The organism is Streptomyces sp. NPDC052020 (genome assembly GCF_040680575.1).
Taxonomy (GTDB): Bacteria; Actinomycetota; Actinomycetes; order Streptomycetales; family Streptomycetaceae; genus Streptomyces.
This window is the reverse complement of record NZ_JBFAWY010000010.1, coordinates 79,434-98,139: the sequence shown is the minus strand read 5'-3', so window position 1 is coordinate 98,139 and position 18,706 is coordinate 79,434. Positions and strand designations below refer to the sequence as shown.

Genomic DNA, 18,706 nt, shown 5'->3' with positions numbered 1-18,706 from the left:
GGCCCTAGAGCGCGCAGCTGTCGCTGTCCACCTGCTGGTTGGCGGTGCGGCCCCGGGCGATGTCCTCCCGGATCTCGTCCACGGTGAGCGCGTACCCCGTCTCGGCGTCGTCGAGGGACTTGGCGAAGACCACGCCGTAGACCTCGCCGTCCGTGGTGAGCAGCGGGCCGCCGGAGTTGCCCTGGCGGACGGTCGCGTACAGCGAGTACACGTCCCGGCGGACGGTGTCGCGGTGGTAGATGTCCGGGCCGTTGGCCGTGATGCGGCCGCGCACGCGCGCGGCGCGCACGTCGTACGCCCCGTTCTCGGGGAAGCCCGCCACGATCGCGTCGTCGCCGCTGCCCGCGTCCTCCTCGGCGAACCGCAGCGCGGGCGCCCGGAGGTCCGGCACGTCCAGGACGGCGATGTCCCGCCGCCAGTCGTAGAGGACGACCGTCGCGTCGTACCCTCGGCCCTCGCCGCCTATCTGGACGACGGGCTCGTCGACGCCGCCGACGACGTGGGCGTTGGTCATCACCCGCCGCTCGCCGAAGACGAAGCCGGTGCCCTCCAGGACCTTGCCGCAGCCGGTGGCGGTGCCGGTGACCTTGACGATGGAGCGCTGGGCGCGGGTGGCGACGGCGCTGCCCGCCAGGGCCGGGTCCGGGGGCCGGACGTCGGTGATCGGCTCGTTGGCGAACGGGCTGAACACCTGCGGGAAGCCGTTCTGCGCGAGGACGGAGGAGAAGTCGGCGAACCAGGTGTCGGCCTGCGCGGGCAGCGCCCGGGAGACGCCGTGCAGCACCTTGGAGCCGCGGACCTCCTTGCCGACCGTGGGCAGGGTCGTGCCCGCCAGCGCCGATCCGATCAGCCAGGCGACCAGCAGCATCGCGACGACGTTGACGAGGGCGCCGCCGGTGGCGTCCAGGGCGCGGGCCGGGGTCCAGGTGATGTACCGGCGCAGCCGGTTGCCGAGGTGGGTGGTCAGGGCCTGGCCCACGGACGCGCAGACGATCACCACGACGACCGCGACGACGGCGGCGGCCGTGCTCACCTCCGCGCTGTCCGTCAGCGCGTCCCAGGCCACGGGCAGCGCGTAGACGGCGACGAGGCCGCCGCCGAGGAAGCCGATCACCGACAGGATGCCGACGACGAAGCCCTGGCGGTAGCCGACGATCGCGAACCAGACGGCGGCGATCAGCAACAGGATGTCCAGCACGTTCACCGATTCCGGCCTCGCCTCGTCGTCTTCCGCTCACACCGCCCGGGACCGGGCTCTGGCCCGCCGCGCGACGGCAGCGGCGGCGGGACACGGCGCCTCCCGGGGAAACACAGCACGTGGGCCACCCTGTCACGACCGCCAGTCGAGCGGGACCCGCCGGTCCCGGTCCCAGGGCCGCTCCCAGCCCGCGTAGTGCAGCAGCCGGTCGATGATCCCGGCCGTGAAGCCCCACACCAGGGCCGATTCGACCAGGAATGCCGGACCGCTGTGGCCGGAGGGGTGGACCGCGGTCGCGCGGTGGGCGGGGTCGGTGAGATCCGCCACGGGGACCGTGAAGACCCGTGCCGTCTCGTTCGGGTCGACGACGCCGACCGGGCTGGGCTCCCGCCACCAGGCCAGTACGGGCGTGACGACGAAGCCGCTGACCGGGATGTAGAGCCTCGGCAGCACCCCGAAGAGCTGGACACCGGACGGATCGAGTCCGGTCTCCTCCTCGGCCTCCCGCAGGGCGGCCCGCAGCGGGCCGTCGCCCTCCGGGTCGCCGTCCTGCGGGTCGAGGGCGCCGCCGGGGAAGGACGGCTGGCCCGCGTGGGAGCGCAGCGAGCTCGCCCGCTCCATCAGCAGCAGCTGAGGGCCCCGCTCGCCCTCGCCGAACAGGATCAGCACGGCCGACTGCCGTCCGGCGCCGTCCTCGGGCGGCAGGAACCGGCTCAGCTGCCTGGGCTGGACCGTCTCCGCCGCCCGCACCACCGGATCCAGCCAGCCCGGCAGGCCCTCCGTGCTCAGCGTCACGCCCTGGGTCCCGCTCGCGCGTGTCATCGCCACCCCCGTCGTCCTGCCCTGCTCAACGCCCGGTACCGAGGAGATCGTTCCGTCACCCGGCCCCCAGCGGCGGCGCCGGCCTGCCGCCCGCGTCCAGATATGCCCGCGGGGGCTTCAGGCGCTGGCCGGGGAGGCCGCCCTTCTCGTACTTGAGCAGTTTCCTCGCCTTCTCCGGATCGGTCTCCCCCTCGCCGTACGCCGGGCAGAGCGGGGCTATGGGACAGGCGCCGCAGGCGGGCTTGCGGGCGTGGCAGATGCGGCGGCCGTGCCAGATCACGTGGTGCGAGAGGTCCGTCCAGTCGCTCTTGGGGAATAGCGTGCCGACGGCGGCCTCGATCTTGTCCGGGTCGGTCTCGTCGGTCCACTTCCAGCGGCGCACCAGCCGCTGGAAGTGCGTGTCCACGGTGATGCCGGGGCGGCCGAAGGCGTTGCCGAGGACGACGAACGCCGTCTTGCGGCCGACGCCCGGCAGCTTGACGAGGTCTTCGAGCCGCCCGGGGACCTCGCCGCCGAACTCCTCCGTCAGGGCCTTCGACAGCCCGATGACCGACCGGGTCTTCGCCCGGAAGAACCCGCAGGGCCGGAGGATCTCCTCGACCTCCTCGGGGACGGCGGCGGCCAGGTCCTCGGGGGTGGGGTACTTCGCGAAGAGGGCCGGGGTGGTCTGGTTGACCCGGAGGTCGGTGGTCTGCGCGGACAGGACCGTGGCGACCAGCAGCTGGAAGGGGCTGTCGAAGTCCAGCTCCGGGTGGGCGTACGGGTAGACCTCGGCGAGCTCGCGGTTGATCCGGCGGGCGCGGCGCACCAGCGCGGTGCGCGACTCGCCCCGGGGCGCCTTGGCGGCGACGGTCTTCACCGGGGCGGTGCCCTCCACGTCGACGGTGGTCCGCTCGGGGACGACGGCGGGCTTCCTGGCGGGCCCCGCCGTCGCGACGACCGGCCGACCGGGGGAGGCCTTCGCGGCGGTCGCCTTCTTCGCCGGGGTCTTCTTGGCGGCCGCCTTACCGGCCGGGGCCTTCTTGGCCGCCGCCTTCTTCGCCGGGGCCTTCTTGGCCGCCGCCTTTCCGGCCGTCTGGGGCTTCGGCTTCCCGGCCGTCTTCCCGGCGGCGACCGCCGCCGGCTTCTCGGCGGCCTTCCCGGCAGGGGCCTCGGCCGCCTTCCCGGCGGCGGACGCCCGCGCCGTGCCCCGCTCGGCGGCGGCCTTCTTCCCGGCCGTCCGCTTTGTTGTTTTCGCCGTTTTACTGCCACCCTCCGGGCTCTGTTCGCCCACAGCGGAATCGCGACGTGCAACCACCCGTCCAGCCCCCTCGGCCTGCGCTCTCACCGGCGTTTTGGACACCCGGCCAGCCTACGGCCCGGCACCGACATCCGCCCCGGACCCCGAAGATCGGCGTCCAATCGGACCCCTGCCGCGTACCCCGGGACACGTGTGCGGCATCCTTGTGACAGATCACACTGTTTGGACCGTCCGGCAAAATGGGCACCACGGTCCCCTGGTACACGGGGGAACAAGATCCCCTGAGCAGGTCGACAAGGAGATAACTCGTGGACGACGTTCTGCGGCGCAACCCGCTCTTCGCGGCGCTCGACGACGAGCAGGCCGCGGAGCTCCGCGCCTCCATGAGTGAGGTGACCCTCGCCCGCGGTGACTCGCTGTTCCACGAGGGCGACCCCGGAGATCGCCTGTACGTGGTCACGGAAGGCAAGGTCAAGCTCCACCGCACGTCCCCCGACGGCCGCGAGAACATGCTGGCCGTCGTCGGCCCCGGTGAGCTGATCGGCGAGCTGTCGCTCTTCGACCCGGGCCCGCGCACCGCGACCGCCACCGCGCTGACGGAGGTCAAGCTGCTGGGCCTCGGCCACGGTGACCTCCAGCCCTGGCTGAACGCCCGTCCCGAGGTGGCCGCGGCCCTGCTGCGGGCCGTCGCCCGCCGCCTGCGCAAGACCAACGACGCCATGTCCGACCTGGTCTTCTCCGATGTCCCCGGCCGCGTCGCCCGCGCCCTGCTGGACCTGTCCCGCCGCTTCGGCGTGCAGTCCGAGGAGGGCATCCACGTCGTGCACGACCTGACGCAGGAGGAGCTGGCCCAGCTGGTCGGCGCCTCCCGCGAGACGGTCAACAAGGCCCTGGCGGACTTCGCCCAGCGCGGCTGGCTGCGCCTGGAGGCCCGCGCGGTGATCCTGCTGGACGTGGAGCGGCTCGCCAAGCGCTCGCGCTGACACCGCCGCCGCGCCGCCCGCGCGGCCGCACGGACCCTAGATGAGCCCGTGCTCTTCCAGGTACTCCATCTGCGCCCGCACCGACAGCTCCGCCGCCGGCCACAGGGAGCGGTCGACGTCCGCGTACACGTGGGCGACGACCTCGGCCGGGGTCCGGTAGCCGTCCTCGACGGCCGTCTCCACCTGGGCGAGGCGGTGGGCGCGGTGGGCGAGGTAGTACTCGACGGCGCCCTGGGCGTCCTCCAGGACGGGCCCGTGGCCGGGCAGCACCGTGTGCACCCCGTCGTCGACCGTGAGGGACCGCAGGCGCCGCAGCGAGTCCAGGTAGTCGCCCAGGCGCCCGTCGGGGTGTGCCACGACCGTCGTACCGCGCCCCAGGACCGTGTCGCCGGTCAGGACGGCCCGGTCGGCCGGGAGGTGGAAGGAGAGGGAGTCCGCGGTGTGGCCGGGGGTCGGTACGACCCTCAGCTCCAGGCCGCCGACGGTGATCACGTCCCCGGCGCCCAGGCCCTCCTCGCCCAGGCGCAGCGCCGGGTCGAGGGCGCGTACGCGCGTGCCGGTCAGCTCGGCGAAGCGGGCGGCGCCCTCGGCGTGGTCCGGGTGGCCGTGGGTCAGCAGGGTCAGGGCGACGCGCTTGCCCGCCCGTTCGGCCGTGTCGACGACGTGCCGCAGGTGGCCGTCGTCGAGCGGGCCGGGATCGACCACGACGGCCAGGTCGGAGTCCGGCTCGGACAGGATCCAGGTGTTCGTGCCGTCCAGCGTCATCGGCGAGGCGTTGGGCGCCAGGACGTTGACGGCCCGTGCGGTAGCGGGCCCCGAGAGGACCCCGCCCCGGGGCCGACCGGGCAGCGCGCTTGCGTCCGTCATGCGGGGGCTCCCCCGGTCTCGGTGGTCGGGATGGCGTCGGTGGCCGGGGCGGGCCCGGTGGCCGGGGCGGGCCCGGTGGTGTGCTGGGCGAGGGGGACGCGCTTGGTGAACTCGTCGTGGCCCGGCCAGGTCAGGACGACCTCGCCGTCCGCCAGGCGGGCCTCGGCCAGCACGGGCGTCAGATCACGGCCGGGTGCCGCGGCGAGCGCCCCGGCCGCCGAGCCGTACTCCGTCAGCTGGCGCAGGGTGGCGATGGTCGGCGGCATCATCAGCAGCTCGCCCTTGTCGTATCCGGCCACCGCGTCGGCCGGCGTCGTCCACACCGCCCGGTCGGCCTCCGTGGAGGCGTTGCGCGTGCGCTGTCCGCGCGGGAGCGCGGCCACGAAGAACCACGTGTCGTAGCGGCGGGCCTCGAACTCGGGGGTGATCCAGCGCGCCCAGGCGCCGAGGAGGTCCGAGCGCAGCACCAGTCCCCGCCGCCGGAGGAACTGCGCGAAGGACAGGTCGCGGGCGACCAGCGCGGCGCGGTCGGCCTCCCAGTCCGGGTCCGTGGTGTCGCCGACCACGGAGTCCGCGGTGGGGCCGGCGAGGAGGACGCCGACCTCCTCGTACGTCTCCCGCACGGCGGCGCAGACGATCGCCTGGGCGGCGGTCTCGTCGACGCCGAGCCGCTCCGCCCACCACGCGCGCGTGGGGCCCGCCCAGCCGATGTCCCGGTCTGCCCCGGGCTCCCGGCTTCCCTCCAGCGGGGCGGCGCCCCCGTCGCGCGGGTCGACGCCGCCGCCCGGATAGGCGTACGCGCCCCCGGCGAAGGCCATGGAGGCGCGGCGGCGCAGCAGGTGGACGACGGGACCGGCGCCGGTGTCCTTGAGCAGCATGACGGTGGCCGCGCGTCTGGGGACGACCGGGGTGAGACTGCCCGCCGCGAGCGCGCGGATCCGGTCGGGCCACTCCGGTGGGTACCACTGACCATTCCCCTGACCATTCGCCATGGCCGGAGGCTATCCGCTGACGGGCGGATGTTCGAGTGGCTCGCGGTTCACGCGGGCAGGCCGGCCAGCCAGTCGGTCAGGACGCGGTTGGTCTCCTCGGGACGCTCCTGCTGGATCCAGTGGCCGCAGCCGTCGAGGAGATGCGCGGCGGACAGCCCGGGCAGCGTCACGGGGAACGCCTCGATGGCGTCGGAGAGCCAGGTGGTGGAGGCGTCCTGGGTCCCGCCGGCGAACAGGGACGGCTGGGTGAGGGCGGCGCCGTGGTGGCCGGCCAGGTCGGCCCAGTCGCGGTCCATGTTCCGGTACCGGTTCAGGGCGCCGGTCAGGCCGGTGCGTTCGAATTCCCCGGCGTAGACGTCGAGGTCCTCTTCGGTGAGCCAGGAGGGCAGCCGCCCGGCGGGGAACCGGTCGCGCATCCTGCCGCCGGCGGTGACGAAGTGCGGGTCGGGGGCGCCGGGCGGCGGCATGGTGTCGGCCGACAGGGCGGCGTAGAGGCCGGCGAGCCAGCCGCGCACGTCGGGCTCGATCTCCGCCTCCGCGCGACCGGGCTCCTGGAAGTACGAGACGTAGAACTCCTGCTCGGCGGACGGGCCGCCCAGGGCCGCGAACGTCTCGCTGGGCTTCGGGCCGCCCGGCGGGGTGTACGGCACGCTGAGCAGGCCCACCGCGCGGAACACGTCGGGCCGCAGCAGTGCGGAGGTGGCGGCGATCGGCGCGCCCCAGTCGTGTCCGACGATCACCGCCGACCGCTCTCCCAGGGCCTCCACCACGGCGGCGTTGTCCGCCACCAGCTCCGTCATCCGGTACGCGTCGACCGCCCCGGGCCGGGAGGAGCGTCCGTAACCGCGCACGTCGAGCGCGGCGGCGCGGAATCCGGCGGCGGCCAGGGCGGGCAGCTGGCGGCGCCAGGAGTACCAGGTCTCGGGGAAGCCGTGGACCAGCAGGACCAGGGGACCGCTCCCCTGCTCGACCAGATGGATCCGGCCGGCCGGTGCGGGCACCAGGCGATGGACGGGGCCAGTGGTGGGCGGGTGCGGCATGGATCCTCCCGGTGGGTGCGGGCGGCCGGCCCGTGGGCGGCCGCCGGGTCGTCGGGGCCGGCGGGCCCCTGGAGCCGACGGGTCCTCGGGGCCGGCGGGTGACCGGACGACCCGGGCCCGTGCGGACGGCCGGCGTCCCGGGGGGCCGCCCTGGCACGCGCGGGGCGGCACCCGGGGGTTGTCGGAACCGCCGTGTCCCGGCACCGATCCTGGGACGACCGTCACACCGCCGACCAGGGTCTTTGCCGAACCGGCAAAGAGGCACGGCCGTACGGTGTCCTATCCCGGGCATACCGAGAAACAAGGCACCGTGACTGGACTTACCGCACCCGGACGCACCGCACCCGAAGGAACCGCACCCGAAGGAACCGCCGATTCAATGACGTACCGGACGTCCTACTCGCCGGTCAGCTCCACCTGGATCTCGACCTCCACCGGCGCGTCCAGCGGCAGCACCGCCACGCCGACCGCGCTGCGGGCGTGGACGCCCTTGTCGCCGAGGACCTCGCCCAGAAGCTCGCTGGCGCCGTTCAGGACGCCCGGCTGGCCGGTGAAGTCGGCTGCGGACGCCACGAAGCCGACGACCTTCACCACGCGCGCGACGCGGTCGAGGTCACCGGCGACGGACTTCACGGCGGCCAGGGCGTTCAGCGCGCAGGTGCGCGCCAGCTCCTTGGCCTCCTCCGGGGTCACCTCCCCGCCCACCTTGCCGGTCACCGGAAGCTTGCCGTCCACCATGGGCAGCTGGCCGGCGGTGTAGACGTACGGGCCGGACCGCACGGCCGGCTGGTACGCGGCGAGCGGCGGCACGACCTGCGGCAGCGACAGGCCGAGTTCGGCCAGCTTCGCCTCGACCGCGCTCACGCCTGCTTCTCCCGCTTCAGGTAGGCCACGAGCTGCTCGGGGTTGTTCGGCCCGGGGACGACCTGGACGAGCTCCCAGCCGTCCTCGCCCCAGGTGTCCAGAATCTGCTTCGTGGCGTGGACGAGCAGAGGCACGGTTGCGTATTCCCACTTGGTCATGCGGCCGACTCTAGCCGCTGCCGGACGCGGGTCAGGTGGCCGACCGCGGCCCCCGTTGTCCACAGCCTCTCGCTCGGACCGCGGCCGGACTGGTTACGCTCGAAGACGTGAGCAGGCTCCAGGTCGTCAGCGGCAAGGGCGGTACCGGCAAGACCACGGTGGCCGCGGCCCTCGCGCTGGCCCTCGCCACCGAGGGGAAGCGCGCGCTTCTCGTCGAGGTCGAGGGCCGCCAGGGCATCGCGCAGCTCTTCGAGACCGAAGCGCTGCCCTATGAGGAGCGGAAGATCGCCGTCGCTCCGGGGGGCGGGGAGGTGTACGCCCTCGCCATCGACGCCGAACTGGCGCTTCTGGACTACCTCCAGATGTTCTACAAACTCGGCGGTGCCGGACGGGCCCTGAAGAAGCTCGGCGCGATCGACTTCGCCACCACCATCGCGCCGGGCCTGAGAGACGTCCTGCTCACCGGCAAGGCCTGCGAGGCGGTGCGGCGCAAGGAGAAGTCCGGCCGGTTCACCTACGACTACGTCGTGATGGACGCGCCGCCGACCGGCCGCATCACCCGCTTCCTCAACGTCAACGACGAGGTGGCCGGGCTGGCGAAGATCGGCCCGATACACAATCAGGCGCAGGCCGTGATGCGCGTGCTCAAGTCGCCCGAGACGGCGGTGCATCTGGTGACGCTGCTGGAGGAGATGCCGGTCCAGGAGACCGCGGACGGCATCGCCGAGCTGCGCGGCGCCCGGCTTCCGGTGGGGCGGATCATGGTGAACATGGTGCGGCCCGAGGTGCTGGACGCCGCCGGCCTGGAACGCGTACGGACCACACCGCGTACGGCGCTGGCGAAGTCGCTGTCGGCGGCCGGGCTCGGCGGGGCGCGGCGCGGCGGGCACGCCGAGCGGCTGGTGGACCCGCTGCTGGCGCAGGCGGAGGAGTACGCGGAGCGGTTCTCGCTGGAGCAGGAGCAGCGGGCCGTGCTCGGCGAGCTCGGCCTGCCGCTGCACGAACTGCCGCTGCTCGCCGAGGGCATGGACCTGGCGGGGCTCTACGAACTGGCCACCGAGCTGCGGAAGCAGGGGATCGCATGAGTCCGGACCCGGCCACGACACAGACCCCACGGGGTGCGGCGCCGTCCCGGAGTCAGGGACAGTCCCCGAGCCAGGGGCAGTCCCGGAGTCAGGGACAGTCCCCGAGCCAGGGGCAGTCCCGGAGTCAGGGACAGGAAAGCGCCCGTCATCTCTCCCCGGCGCGGATGCTGGAGCTCGATCCGCTGCTGGAGGATCCGAAGACACGCATCGTGGTGTGCTGCGGCTCGGGCGGTGTCGGCAAGACCACCACCGCGGCGGCTCTCGGGCTGCGCGCGGCCGAGCGGGGCCGCAAGGTGGTCGTGCTCACCATCGACCCGGCCCGGCGGCTCGCCCAGTCCATGGGCATCGACTCGCTGGACAACACCCCGCGCCGGGTGAAGGGCATCGACGACTCCGCGGGCGGTGAGCTGCACGCGATGATGCTCGACATGAAGCGCACCTTCGACGAGATCGTCGAGGCGCACGCGGATCCCGAGCGGGCCGCCGCGATCCTGAACAACCCCTTCTACCAGTCGCTCTCCGCGGGTTTCGCCGGCACGCAGGAGTACATGGCGATGGAGAAGCTGGGCCAGCTGCGGGCGCGCGACGAGTGGGACCTCATCGTCGTCGACACCCCGCCGTCCCGCTCGGCGCTGGACTTCCTGGACGCGCCCAAGCGCCTGGGGTCCTTCCTGGACGGGCGGCTGATCCGGCTGCTGACGGCCCCGGCGAAGCTGGGCGGGCGCGCCGGGATGAAGTTCCTGAACGTCGGCATGTCGATGATGACCGGCACGCTCGGCAAGCTGCTCGGCGGCCAGCTCCTGAAGGACGTACAGACGTTCGTGGCCGCGATGGACACAACCTTCGGCGGGTTCCGGACGCGTGCCGACGCGACCTACCGGCTGCTCCAGGCGCCCGGCACGGCGTTCCTGGTGGTCGCGGCCCCGGAGCGGGACGCGTTGCGCGAGGCCGCGTACTTCGTGGAGCGGCTGGCGGCCGAGGACATGCCGCTCGCCGGTCTGGTCCTCAACCGGGTCCACGGCAGCGGTGCCGCCCGGCTGTCCGCGGAGCGGGCTCTCGCCGCCGCAGAAAATCTTGAAGAGTCCCGCATTGTGGATCAGGACAGCGGGAAAGCTGATTTTCGTAACTCTCCCGATACGCACGACACTTCAGACTCTCTCAGCCAGGACATCTCCGCCTCGGGCGCTCCCGGCGACGGCTCCCCCACGGCCGCGCGGGCGGCCACCGGGTCCTCAGGGACCGGGAAGGCGGAGACAGCCGCGGACACAGCCGCAGGAACGGACACGGACACAGACACGTACCCGGAAGCGACCCCGGAGACGGACGCGAGCACCAAGGCGGGCGCGGAGACCTCTGCCGGTCAGGAAGCCTCTGACGACCAGGAAGTCTCTGACGACCAGGAAGCCGCTGTCGACCGGCTCACCGCGGGTCTGCTGAGGCTGCACGCGGACCGTATGCAGGTGCTCGCCCGTGAGCAGCGCACGCGGGACCGCTTCACCGCGCGCCACCCGGAGGTGGCCGTGACCGAGGTGGCAGCACTCCCCGGCGATGTGCACGACCTCGCGGGACTGCGGGACATCGGGGACCGCCTCGCGACGGGACGTCGGGAGCTGCCTGGTACGCAGGGGTGAGGCGGAGCGGGCCGGCCTCAGCTCACGGCCGCGTAGCTCCCGCACACGTCTTCGTCGAGGGGCATGACCCGGGCCCCTCGCTCGTACTCCGTCCGCGCGGTCTCCAGCAGCCGGCGCCAGGAGGTGACGGTGGGCCGCCGGCGCAGCAGTGCGCGGCGCTCCCGTTCCGTCATGCCTCCCCAGACGCCGAACTCGACGCGATTGTCCAGCGCGTCGGCCAGGCACTCGGTCCGCACCGGGCACCCGGTGCACACCGCCTTGGCCCTGTTCTGCGCTGCTCCCTGAACGAACAGTTCATCCGGATCGGTAGTGCGGCAGGCAGCCTGCGCACTCCAGTCGGTCACCCAGCCCATACCGGCGCCGTCCTCTCCCGAATCGAGGCTCCCCCACGGCGGCAGCGGCATATTCACCGCCGCCAGTTGAGGACGTTACGGAAGGTGGGCACAGCGCAACACCCCCTCTGGGCCCAATCTTGAATGGTCCGAACGGACTATGGGTAAGCGGCAGATCACCCGCAGGAGTGACCTGGCGACATGCGCGACTATCCTGGCATTCGGGTTATATCCATAGCGCCACAACGGTCACCGAATGACACATGAGGCGGATTCGGACGCGGTCCCCTCACGCGGCGCCATGTGCGCCAGCGCACCCCGGCGCATCCCGGCGCGCCCCGTCCCGAGCCGCGCCACAGTAAAAATCGAGCACGCCCGGAACGTTTCGGTACCGGCGCACGTGTTGATACATGACCTGACTGCTGTGACAGTTGAGAGCAGCTTAGGCCAAGGCATATACGCGTGTCCGGCGAATAAGAACGTAGGCTGCTTTCATGCCAAACAAGCGCTCGGGCGGTGGTCTGTCACCGACACAGCAGGCCGCCAGGTTCCTCGGTGTCAGCGTGCTCTCGGGAGCGGTGCTGGCCGGCATCGCGCTGCCCGCGGTGGGCGCGCTGGGGCTGGCCGCCAAAGGGTCGGTCGAGAGCTTCGACGAGCTCCCGGCCAACCTGAAGACCCCGCCGCTGAGCCAGCGCACCACGATCCTCGACGCCGACGGCGGCCGGATCGCCACGGTCTACTCCCGCGACCGCACGGTGGTCCCGCTGAAGGACATCTCGCCGTACATGCAGAAGGCGATCGTCGCGATCGAGGACTCGCGCTTCTACCAGCACGGCGCGGTCGACCTGAAGGGCGTACTGCGCGCGCTGAACAAGAACGCGCAGAGCGGCGGCGTCGCCGAGGGCGCGTCCACGCTCACCCAGCAGTACGTGAAGAACGTCTTCGTCGAGGAGGCCGGCGACGACCCGACGAAGGTCGCCCAGGCCACCCAGCAGACCCTCGGCCGCAAGATCCGCGAACTGAAGTACGCGATCCAGGTCGAGGAGGAGCTCGGCAAGAAGAAGATCCTCGAGAACTACCTGAACATCACCTTCTTCGGCCAGCAGGCCTACGGCGTCGAGGCCGCCGCCCAGCGGTACTTCTCCAAGTCCGCCAAGGAGCTGAACCTCCAGGAGTCGGCCCTGCTCGCCGGCATCGTCCAGTCGCCCACCCGCTACAACCCGGTGAACGACGAGGCGGAGGCCACCAAGCGGCGCAACGTCGTACTCCAGCGCATGGCCGAGGTCGGCGACATCACCCAGGCGGAGGCCGAGGCGGCCAAGAAGACCCCGCTCGGCCTGAAGGTCAGCCGTCCCGCGAACGGCTGCATCACGGCGGTGAAGGACGCGGGCTTCTTCTGCAAGTACGTGGAGAAGGTCTTCCTCAGCGACCCGGTCTTCGGCAAGTCCCGGGAGGAGCGCGCCAAGCTCTGGAACCAGGGCGGCCTGACCATCCGTACGACGCTGGACCCGCAGGCGCAGGAAGCGGTCCAGGACTCGCTCAGGGGTCACGTCAACCAATCGGACGAGGTCGCCGCGGCGGCCACGCTGGTCGAGCCCGGAACCGGCAAGATCGTCGCGATGGGCCAGTCCAAGCCGCTCGGCTACGGCAAGAACGAGACCGAGTACAACTACTCGGTCGACGCGGCCATGGGCGGCTCCAACTTCGGCTTCCCGACCGGTTCGACGTTCAAGCCGTTCGTGGCGGCGGCCGCCCTGGAGCAGGGCCGCCCGCCGACGCAGCAGTACTCGTCGCCGTACGAGATGCAGTACCCGAGCCCGGTCGCGGCCTGTGACGGCAAGCAGTGGGTCAACGACCCGAACAAGCCGGAGAAGCTCACCAACGAGAACGAGTCGGAGGTCGGCCCGTACCGGATGAAGGAGGCGATGGCCAAGTCGGTCAACACCTACTTCGTCCAGCTGCTCGCCGACATCGGCCTGTGCCCGGTGGTCAACCTCACCGACAAGCTGCACATCCGGCAGGGCAACGGCGACAAGGTCCCGCAGACCCCGTCCTCGCTGTCCCTCGGCTCGATCGGCCTGTCCCCGCTGACGATGGCGAGCGCCTACGCCGCCTTCGCCTCCCGCGGCATGTACTGCACGCCGGTCGCCATCGAGTCGATCGCCCAGAGGATCGGCAACGAGCGGCGCTCGCTCCAGGTGCCCAAGTCGACCTGCTCGCGGGCGATGTCGGAGCGGACCGCCGACAGCATCAACACCCTCCTGCGCGGCGTGGTCGACTCCGGCACCGGCCGGCAGGCCGGCCTGAGCGACCGTGAGAGCGCCGGCAAGACCGGTACGACGGACGAGCGCAAGAACGCCTGGTTCGCCGGCTACACGCCGAACATGTCGGGTGCCGTGTGGGTGGGCAGCGCCACCCAGCAGGTGGAGATGAAGAACATCACCATCGGCGGCGTCTACCACCCCCTGGTCTACGGCGGCGAGGTCCCGGGCCCGATCTGGAAGGACGCCATGGCCGGCGCCCTGGCCGGCAAGGACGCCCCGTCCTTCAACCTCGTCGACATCCCGGACGACACCGACCGCGACCGGGACGACAAGGAAGACCGCGACGGCGGCGGCAACGGGAACGGGAACGGGAACAGGGGCAACGACGGGGACAACGGTGACGACGGCGGCGACGAGGGCTTCCTCGGCGGCCTGATCGGCGGCGGCACCTTCCCGACGCCTTCCCTCCCGGAGAACTTCATCCAGGGCCAGGGCAACGGCGGCGGCAACGGGGGCCGGCGCGGCTGAGGCCGCCTGATCGGCTGCCGTGCGACGCCGGCAGCGGGGAGACAGACGTACGGCCGGCCCCTTCTCCCGCATGGATCCATGCGGAAGAAGGGGCCGGCCGTTTCGGCGTGTGGCACGTCTCGCCGTTCCGCGTGACGGCCCGGCCACCAGCCAGGTCCATGGTCGCCGCACGGCCGTCGACCGTCAGCCGCGCCAGGCGTCAGCCGCCGGGCGCGGTTCCTCAGCCGGCGAGCAGCTTCTTGACCGCGGCGGCGACCCGGCCGCCCTCGGCCTGACCCGCGACCTTCGGGTTCACGATCTTCATCACGGCTCCCATGGCCCGCGGCCCCTCGGCACCGGCCGCCTTGGCCTCCTCGACGGCCTGGGCGACGATCGCGTTCAGCTCCTCGTCGGACAGCTGCTTGGGCAGGTAGGCGGCGAGGACCTCGCCCTCCGCCTTCTCCCGCTCGGCCTGCTCGGGACGACCGCCCTGCGCGAACGCCTCGGCGGCCTCACGCCGCTTCTTCGCCTCGCGGGTGATCACCTTCTGTACCTCGTCGTCGGAGAGCTCGCGCTTCTCCTTCCCCGCGACCTCCTCCTTGGTGATCGCGGCGAGCGTCAGCCGGAGCGTCGAGGAGCGGAGCTCGTCGCGCTCCTTGATCGCGGCGTTGAGGTCATCCTGCAGCTTCGACTTGAGCGTGGTCATGCGATTGATTGTCGCAGGTGGCGGGTGCGGGGCGCCCGCTGATTAACGGGACACGGCGCTGGCCGGAAACCGTGGCGTGACCACGTACGTCCGCCGCTGCGACACCGGCGGCCGGGACGCGCCGCACCACCGGGGTCTGACACGATGGACGCATGCGCGCGCGATACGGAGTACCCCTGGGAATCACGGCGGTTGGCGCCGCCGGACTGTTGTACGCGGCCGGCTTCGAGGCCCGTTCCTTCCGCCTCCGGCGAGTGACGGTCCCCGTCCTGCCGTCCGGGATACGCCCCTTGCGCGTGTTGCAGGTCTCCGACATCCACATGGTCGGCGGCCAGCGCAAGAAGCAGCGCTGGCTGCGCTCGCTGGCGGGCCTGCGCCCCGACTTCGTGATCAACACAGGGGACAACCTGTCCGACCCGGAGGGCGTCCCGGAGGTCCTGGACGCGCTGGGCCCCCTGATGGAATTCCCCGGGGCGTACGTCTTCGGCTCCAACGACTACTACGGCCCCAAGCTGCGCAACCCCGCCCGCTACCTGATCGAGAAGGTCCAGGGGCGCCACGGCCTGAACGGCAACCCGCCCGCCGAGGGAGTGATCCACAACCCGTGGGAGGACCTCCGCGACGGCTTCGACGCGGCCGGCTGGCTCAACCTGACGAACACGCGCGGCACCCTGAAGATCGAGGGCGTGTCGGTCGAGCTGACGGGCCTGGACGACCCGCACATCAAGCGGGACCGGTACGCGGAGGTCGCGGGCGGCCCGTCCGGGGCGGCGGACTTCTCGATCGGCGTGGTCCACGCCCCCTACCTGCGCGTCCTGGACTCCTTCACCGCGGACGGCTACCCGCTGGTCCTCGCCGGCCACACCCACGGCGGCCAGCTGTGCATCCCCTTCTACGGCGCCCTGGTCACCAACTGCGACCTGGACACCGACCGGGTGAAGGGCCTGTCCACCCACACGGCCCAGGACCGTACGGCCTACCTCCACGTCTCGGCCGGCTGCGGCACGAACCGCTACACCCCGGTCCGCTTCGCCTGCCCGCCGGAGGCGACGCTGCTGACGCTGGTGGGACGCGAGTAGGGATTCCTGGACCACCCGAGGCAACCGGCCCGGCCGGGACAGTCCGGCCGGGCGGAGCCAGTGGGCACGGGGCTTGATGGGCGCCGGCGGCCGGGCACGCCCGCCGGGAATCCCCCACAGCCGACCCCGGCCCCGACCCCGGCCCCGCACAGCCCACCCATACGGCCCACCCGCATAGCCCCATTTGCCCGGTTTTCCTACCGTGAGGGCATGACCGCCCCCATACCCAGGGACATCCCGGACCTGCCCGCCGTACCGGGCATGCCCAAGCCGCTGTCCTCGCCCGTGCCCGCCGCGGCCGTCGTAGCCCCGGTACGGCGTCCGCTCGCGGCGGCCTTCCGCCTGCTGACCGCCCTCGTGGCCGCGACCGGCGTGACGATCGCCCTCCTCCAGGGCGGCCCACCTCACGCCCTGGGCCACTTCTCCGTCCAGGCCAACATCCTGCTGACCCTGGTCCTCACCCTGGCGGCCCGCCGCGCCTGGACCGCCCGCCGCCCCCTGCCGGCCGCCCTGACCGGCGCCGCGCTGCTGTACGTCCTGGTCGCCGGCCTGGTGCACCACCTGGTCCTGGCCGACGCGGCGCCCCCTTCCCCCCTGACAGGGGGAGCGGGCCACATCCTGCACACGGCCACCCCGCTCGCCGCGGCCCTGGACTGGCTCCTCCTGCCCGCCCCCGGCCGCCTGCGCCTCCGCCAAGCCGCCCCCTGGCTGCTCTACCCCCTGGCCTACCTGGCGTTCTCCCTGGCCATCAGCGAGATCATCGCCACCGGCGCGGCGACCCGCCCCCTCTACCCCTTCCTCGACATCGCCCGGCACGGTTACACGAGCGCCCTGGGAAACGCCCTCCTCCTGGGCCTGTCCACGTACGCCCTGGCCGTCCTCCTGGTAGGCCTCGACCACCTCCGCCCGGACCCGACCCCCCGCCGCCCGAAAACCGGATTTCGTCTCCGGCCGCCAGTGGGCTAAAGTAAACGTCGTCGCCGCGAGCAGCAGCGACACTCGGGGTGTAGCGCAGCTTGGCAGCGCGCTTCGTTCGGGACGAAGAGGTCGTGGGTTCAAATCCCGCCACCCCGACAGAGAAGTACCAGGTCAGGGGCCTGATTCGAGAGATCGAATCAGGCCCCTGACTGGCTTTGTAGATCGTTTGGGAGAAATCTGGGAGACGATCTTGGTCGGAGTCTCCCAGGAAGGTGCACTGTGGGGAGTGGATGGCACAGCCGTGACGTCCGATCCTCCTGTGCGCTCGTGAATCCCCACCTCTCACCGACCGGAAACGTGCTTCTTCCCCAGGACGGCAGGACGACATGGTTCGCACCCCGTTAGGATCACCGCCCATGGCCGCTCGACTCTCCGCGAACAGCTCCGACCACGCCTCCCGGGCCCGAGCGCTCGCACGGCGGATCCGGTCCCTGCGCGAAGAGCGCGGATGGTCGGTGGAGCGTCTTGCCAAGGAGGCAGGAGTCGGCACGAGCACCCTGAGGCGGCTGGAGAGCGAGGGAGCGATCCAGCCGAGTTTCTTCACGGTCGGCGACATCGCGGAAGCCCTGGACGTATCGCTGGAGGAGCTCTTCCGACAGGCGAAGCCGACGCCCGGGCTCTGGTCTGCGGGTTATGAGGGTCGCGACATCGGCTCCTTCGTCTCCTCCCTCCTGGACAGCGACATCCAGGTGGTTGCCGACGTACGGCTCACGCCGATCAGCCGCAAGCCCGGCTTCAGCAAGACCCGCCTCGGGCAGGCGCTCGCCGAGGCCGGCATCGAGTACACCCACCTGCGTGCGTTGGGGAACCCGAAGGACAACCGGGCCCCGTTCTGGGACGGCCGCGTGAGCGTGGGACGCGCCCGGTTCCGCAGCATCCTGCGCTCCGACGAGGCACAGACGGATCTCGATCGCCTGGCTGAGCACGCAGCACACTCTCGTGTGGCGGTGCTGTGCTTCGAGAAGGACGAGGAGCGCTGCCACCGCAAGGTCGTCCTGGACACGGTCCGCAAGCGGGCCGCGGTGGACGTGCGACCGCTGGCCTGATCCCTGCCACTCCCCGTGTCGTCGGTCTTGACCGACTACGGGCGCTCCCTTCCCATCTGAACCAGGGCGATTCAGGGGAGGGGGACAGCATGGCCGATGACCGGCAGCGTGCCAGGATCATGATCACGGTCAAGACGTATCCGGAACTGTCGTCGAAGTACCGTGAGACGAGCTGTGTGGCCGGCATCCGGTTGGACCAGGGGCGCCCGCAGCATGTGCGGCTCTTCCCGGTCCCGTTCCGGCTGTTGGAGCAGGGCGCGCAGTTCAAGAAGTACTCGATCGTCGAGGTCGACGTCCGCCCTCACCACAGGGACAGGCGCCCCGAGAGCCTGCGGCCCGATCTCGACACGCTGGAGGTCATCGAGCAGGTTCCGTCTTCCGACGGCTGGAAGCAGCGGTACTCGTACGTCGAGCCGCTCGTCGCGCGATCGCTCTGCGCTATCAAGCGCGACCAGGAGGCCAAGGGGACCTCGCTCGGCATCTTCCGACCGGCGGAGATCATCGACTTCCGGCTGACGGAGGCGGAGCCGTGGCCCGCTGCGAAGGCCGCCCTCGCGGACCAGCTGGACCTGTTCGATCAAGATTTGCGGCGCTTGGAGTGGGTGCCGTTCGAGTTCCGCTATCGCTTCCGCTGCGCGGACGACGCCTGCACGGGGCACGACATGGGTCTCAAGGACTGGGAGGCCGGCGAGTCCTACCGGAAATTCCGGCGCACCTACGGCGAGCAGGCCGTCCTGGACAAACTGCGCGAGCGCTGGTTCGACCGCATGATCACTCCCGATCGGGCGATCCACTGCTTCGTCGGCAACATCGCGGCACATCCGCGCACGTTCATGCTGTTGGGGCTCTTCTATCCCCAGCGGAACGTCGTCGACTTCGTCCAGGACGACCTGTTCTCCGTATAGACGGTGCGG

Annotated in this window: 18 protein-coding genes and 1 tRNA gene; 9 read left to right on the top strand and 10 right to left on the bottom strand. The window is 71.7% G+C overall.

The window, feature by feature from the left end; translation table 11 throughout:
- Positions 1-4: 4 nt before the first annotated feature.
- The 3 genes from AB0L74_RS13095 to nth form a co-directional block, all read right to left on the bottom strand.
- A complete protein-coding gene (locus tag AB0L74_RS13095) occupies positions 5-1,204 on the bottom strand; it encodes a MarP family serine protease (RefSeq protein ID WP_365649737.1) in 1,200 nt (399 codons plus the stop codon).
- A gap of 126 nt (positions 1,205-1,330) precedes the next feature.
- A complete protein-coding gene (locus AB0L74_RS13090) occupies positions 1,331-2,020 on the bottom strand; it encodes a CoA pyrophosphatase (RefSeq protein WP_365649734.1) in 690 nt (229 codons plus the stop codon).
- A 55-nt stretch (positions 2,021-2,075) separates the two neighbouring features.
- Complete coding sequence (gene nth / locus AB0L74_RS13085; RefSeq protein WP_365649731.1) at positions 2,076-3,293, bottom strand: endonuclease III; 1,218 nt, start codon at positions 3,291-3,293, stop codon at positions 2,076-2,078.
- A gap of 275 nt (positions 3,294-3,568) precedes the next feature.
- On the opposite strand from nth, the gene AB0L74_RS13080 reads away from it, so the two are divergent.
- Positions 3,569-4,243 (top strand): Crp/Fnr family transcriptional regulator, encoded by a 675-nt coding sequence (locus tag AB0L74_RS13080; RefSeq protein ID WP_029382547.1) that lies wholly within the window; start codon positions 3,569-3,571, stop codon positions 4,241-4,243.
- A gap of 36 nt (positions 4,244-4,279) precedes the next feature.
- On the opposite strand, the gene AB0L74_RS13075 is transcribed toward AB0L74_RS13080, so the two are convergent.
- From AB0L74_RS13075 to AB0L74_RS13055, 5 genes are all read right to left on the bottom strand, one after another.
- Positions 4,280-5,110, bottom strand: a complete 831-nt coding sequence (locus tag AB0L74_RS13075; protein ID WP_365649728.1) for an MBL fold metallo-hydrolase — start codon at positions 5,108-5,110, stop codon at positions 4,280-4,282.
- Positions 5,107-6,102 (bottom strand): NUDIX hydrolase, encoded by a 996-nt coding sequence (locus AB0L74_RS13070; protein ID WP_365649725.1) that lies wholly within the window; start codon positions 6,100-6,102, stop codon positions 5,107-5,109. Before AB0L74_RS13070 ends, AB0L74_RS13075 begins: the two co-directional genes overlap by 4 nt.
- A 47-nt stretch (positions 6,103-6,149) precedes the next feature.
- Positions 6,150-7,142: an alpha/beta hydrolase gene (locus tag AB0L74_RS13065; protein WP_365649722.1), complete on the bottom strand. Its 993-nt coding sequence runs from the start codon at positions 7,140-7,142 to the stop codon at positions 6,150-6,152.
- 396 nt (positions 7,143-7,538) lie between these two features.
- Positions 7,539-8,006, bottom strand: a complete 468-nt coding sequence (locus AB0L74_RS13060) for a RidA family protein (protein WP_365649719.1) — start codon at positions 8,004-8,006, stop codon at positions 7,539-7,541.
- Positions 8,003-8,164 (bottom strand): DUF4177 domain-containing protein, encoded by a 162-nt coding sequence (locus tag AB0L74_RS13055; protein WP_003975360.1) that lies wholly within the window; start codon positions 8,162-8,164, stop codon positions 8,003-8,005. The genes AB0L74_RS13060 and AB0L74_RS13055 overlap by 4 nt, the downstream gene beginning before the upstream one ends.
- A gap of 107 nt (positions 8,165-8,271) precedes the next feature.
- Between AB0L74_RS13055 and AB0L74_RS13050 the strand changes: the two genes are divergently transcribed.
- On the top strand, positions 8,272-9,249 hold the full coding sequence (locus AB0L74_RS13050) for an ArsA-related P-loop ATPase (RefSeq protein ID WP_365649716.1): 978 nt from the start codon (positions 8,272-8,274) through the stop codon (positions 9,247-9,249).
- Between the two features lie 164 nt (positions 9,250-9,413).
- Complete coding sequence (locus AB0L74_RS13045; RefSeq protein ID WP_365649713.1) at positions 9,414-10,880, top strand: ArsA-related P-loop ATPase; 1,467 nt, start codon at positions 9,414-9,416, stop codon at positions 10,878-10,880.
- A gap of 17 nt (positions 10,881-10,897) precedes the next feature.
- On the opposite strand, the gene AB0L74_RS13040 is transcribed toward AB0L74_RS13045, so the two are convergent.
- Complete coding sequence (locus AB0L74_RS13040) at positions 10,898-11,233, bottom strand: WhiB family transcriptional regulator (protein ID WP_205616309.1); 336 nt, start codon at positions 11,231-11,233, stop codon at positions 10,898-10,900.
- A 473-nt stretch (positions 11,234-11,706) separates the two neighbouring features.
- On the opposite strand from AB0L74_RS13040, the gene AB0L74_RS13035 reads away from it, so the two are divergent.
- Positions 11,707-14,004, top strand: a complete 2,298-nt coding sequence (locus tag AB0L74_RS13035) for a transglycosylase domain-containing protein (protein WP_365649709.1) — start codon at positions 11,707-11,709, stop codon at positions 14,002-14,004.
- A gap of 220 nt (positions 14,005-14,224) precedes the next feature.
- Here the strand turns inward: AB0L74_RS13035 and AB0L74_RS13030 are convergent, their stop codons facing one another.
- Complete coding sequence (locus AB0L74_RS13030) at positions 14,225-14,689, bottom strand: GatB/YqeY domain-containing protein (RefSeq protein WP_365649706.1); 465 nt, start codon at positions 14,687-14,689, stop codon at positions 14,225-14,227.
- Between the two features lie 152 nt (positions 14,690-14,841).
- Here AB0L74_RS13030 and AB0L74_RS13025 point away from each other — a divergent pair, with 152 nt between their 5' ends.
- The 5 genes from AB0L74_RS13025 (at position 14,842) to AB0L74_RS13005 (ending at position 18,697) form a co-directional block, all read left to right on the top strand.
- Positions 14,842-15,768 (top strand): metallophosphoesterase, encoded by a 927-nt coding sequence (locus AB0L74_RS13025; RefSeq protein ID WP_365649703.1) that lies wholly within the window; start codon positions 14,842-14,844, stop codon positions 15,766-15,768.
- Between the two features lie 210 nt (positions 15,769-15,978).
- Positions 15,979-16,734, top strand: a complete 756-nt coding sequence (locus tag AB0L74_RS13020) for a Pr6Pr family membrane protein (RefSeq protein ID WP_365649700.1) — start codon at positions 15,979-15,981, stop codon at positions 16,732-16,734.
- Positions 16,735-16,768: 34 nt separating this feature from the next.
- Positions 16,769-16,842 (top strand) — tRNA-Pro (locus tag AB0L74_RS13015).
- A gap of 260 nt (positions 16,843-17,102) precedes the next feature.
- A complete protein-coding gene (locus AB0L74_RS13010; protein WP_105867867.1) occupies positions 17,103-17,792 on the top strand; it encodes a DUF488 family protein in 690 nt (229 codons plus the stop codon).
- An 89-nt stretch (positions 17,793-17,881) separates the two neighbouring features.
- Positions 17,882-18,697: a hypothetical protein gene (locus AB0L74_RS13005; RefSeq protein ID WP_365649697.1), complete on the top strand. Its 816-nt coding sequence runs from the start codon at positions 17,882-17,884 to the stop codon at positions 18,695-18,697.
- Positions 18,698-18,706 lie beyond the last annotated feature (9 nt).

Bases quoted from the DNA above. Each gene is read 5' to 3' on its own strand.
- AB0L74_RS13090 (WP_365649734.1), bottom strand. From the start codon at position 2,020: ATGACACGCGCGAGCGGGACCCAGGGCGTGACGCTGAGCACGGAGGGC.
- AB0L74_RS13075 (WP_365649728.1), bottom strand. From the start codon at position 5,110: ATGACGGACGCAAGCGCGCTGCCCGGTCGGCCCCGGGGCGGGGTCCTC.
- AB0L74_RS13070 (WP_365649725.1), bottom strand. From the start codon at position 6,102: ATGGCGAATGGTCAGGGGAATGGTCAGTGGTACCCACCGGAGTGGCCC.
- AB0L74_RS13065 (WP_365649722.1), bottom strand. From the start codon at position 7,142: ATGCCGCACCCGCCCACCACTGGCCCCGTCCATCGCCTGGTGCCCGCA.
- AB0L74_RS13055 (WP_003975360.1), bottom strand. From the start codon at position 8,164: ATGACCAAGTGGGAATACGCAACCGTGCCTCTGCTCGTCCACGCCACG.
- AB0L74_RS13045 (WP_365649713.1), top strand. From the start codon at position 9,414: ATGCTGGAGCTCGATCCGCTGCTGGAGGATCCGAAGACACGCATCGTG.
- AB0L74_RS13040 (WP_205616309.1), bottom strand. From the start codon at position 11,233: ATGGGCTGGGTGACCGACTGGAGTGCGCAGGCTGCCTGCCGCACTACC.
- AB0L74_RS13035 (WP_365649709.1), top strand. From the start codon at position 11,707: ATGCCAAACAAGCGCTCGGGCGGTGGTCTGTCACCGACACAGCAGGCC.
- AB0L74_RS13030 (WP_365649706.1), bottom strand. From the start codon at position 14,689: ATGACCACGCTCAAGTCGAAGCTGCAGGATGACCTCAACGCCGCGATC.
- AB0L74_RS13025 (WP_365649703.1), top strand. From the start codon at position 14,842: ATGCGCGCGCGATACGGAGTACCCCTGGGAATCACGGCGGTTGGCGCC.
- AB0L74_RS13020 (WP_365649700.1), top strand. From the start codon at position 15,979: ATGACCGCCCCCATACCCAGGGACATCCCGGACCTGCCCGCCGTACCG.
- AB0L74_RS13010 (WP_105867867.1), top strand. From the start codon at position 17,103: ATGGCCGCTCGACTCTCCGCGAACAGCTCCGACCACGCCTCCCGGGCC.
- AB0L74_RS13005 (WP_365649697.1), top strand. From the start codon at position 17,882: ATGGCCGATGACCGGCAGCGTGCCAGGATCATGATCACGGTCAAGACG.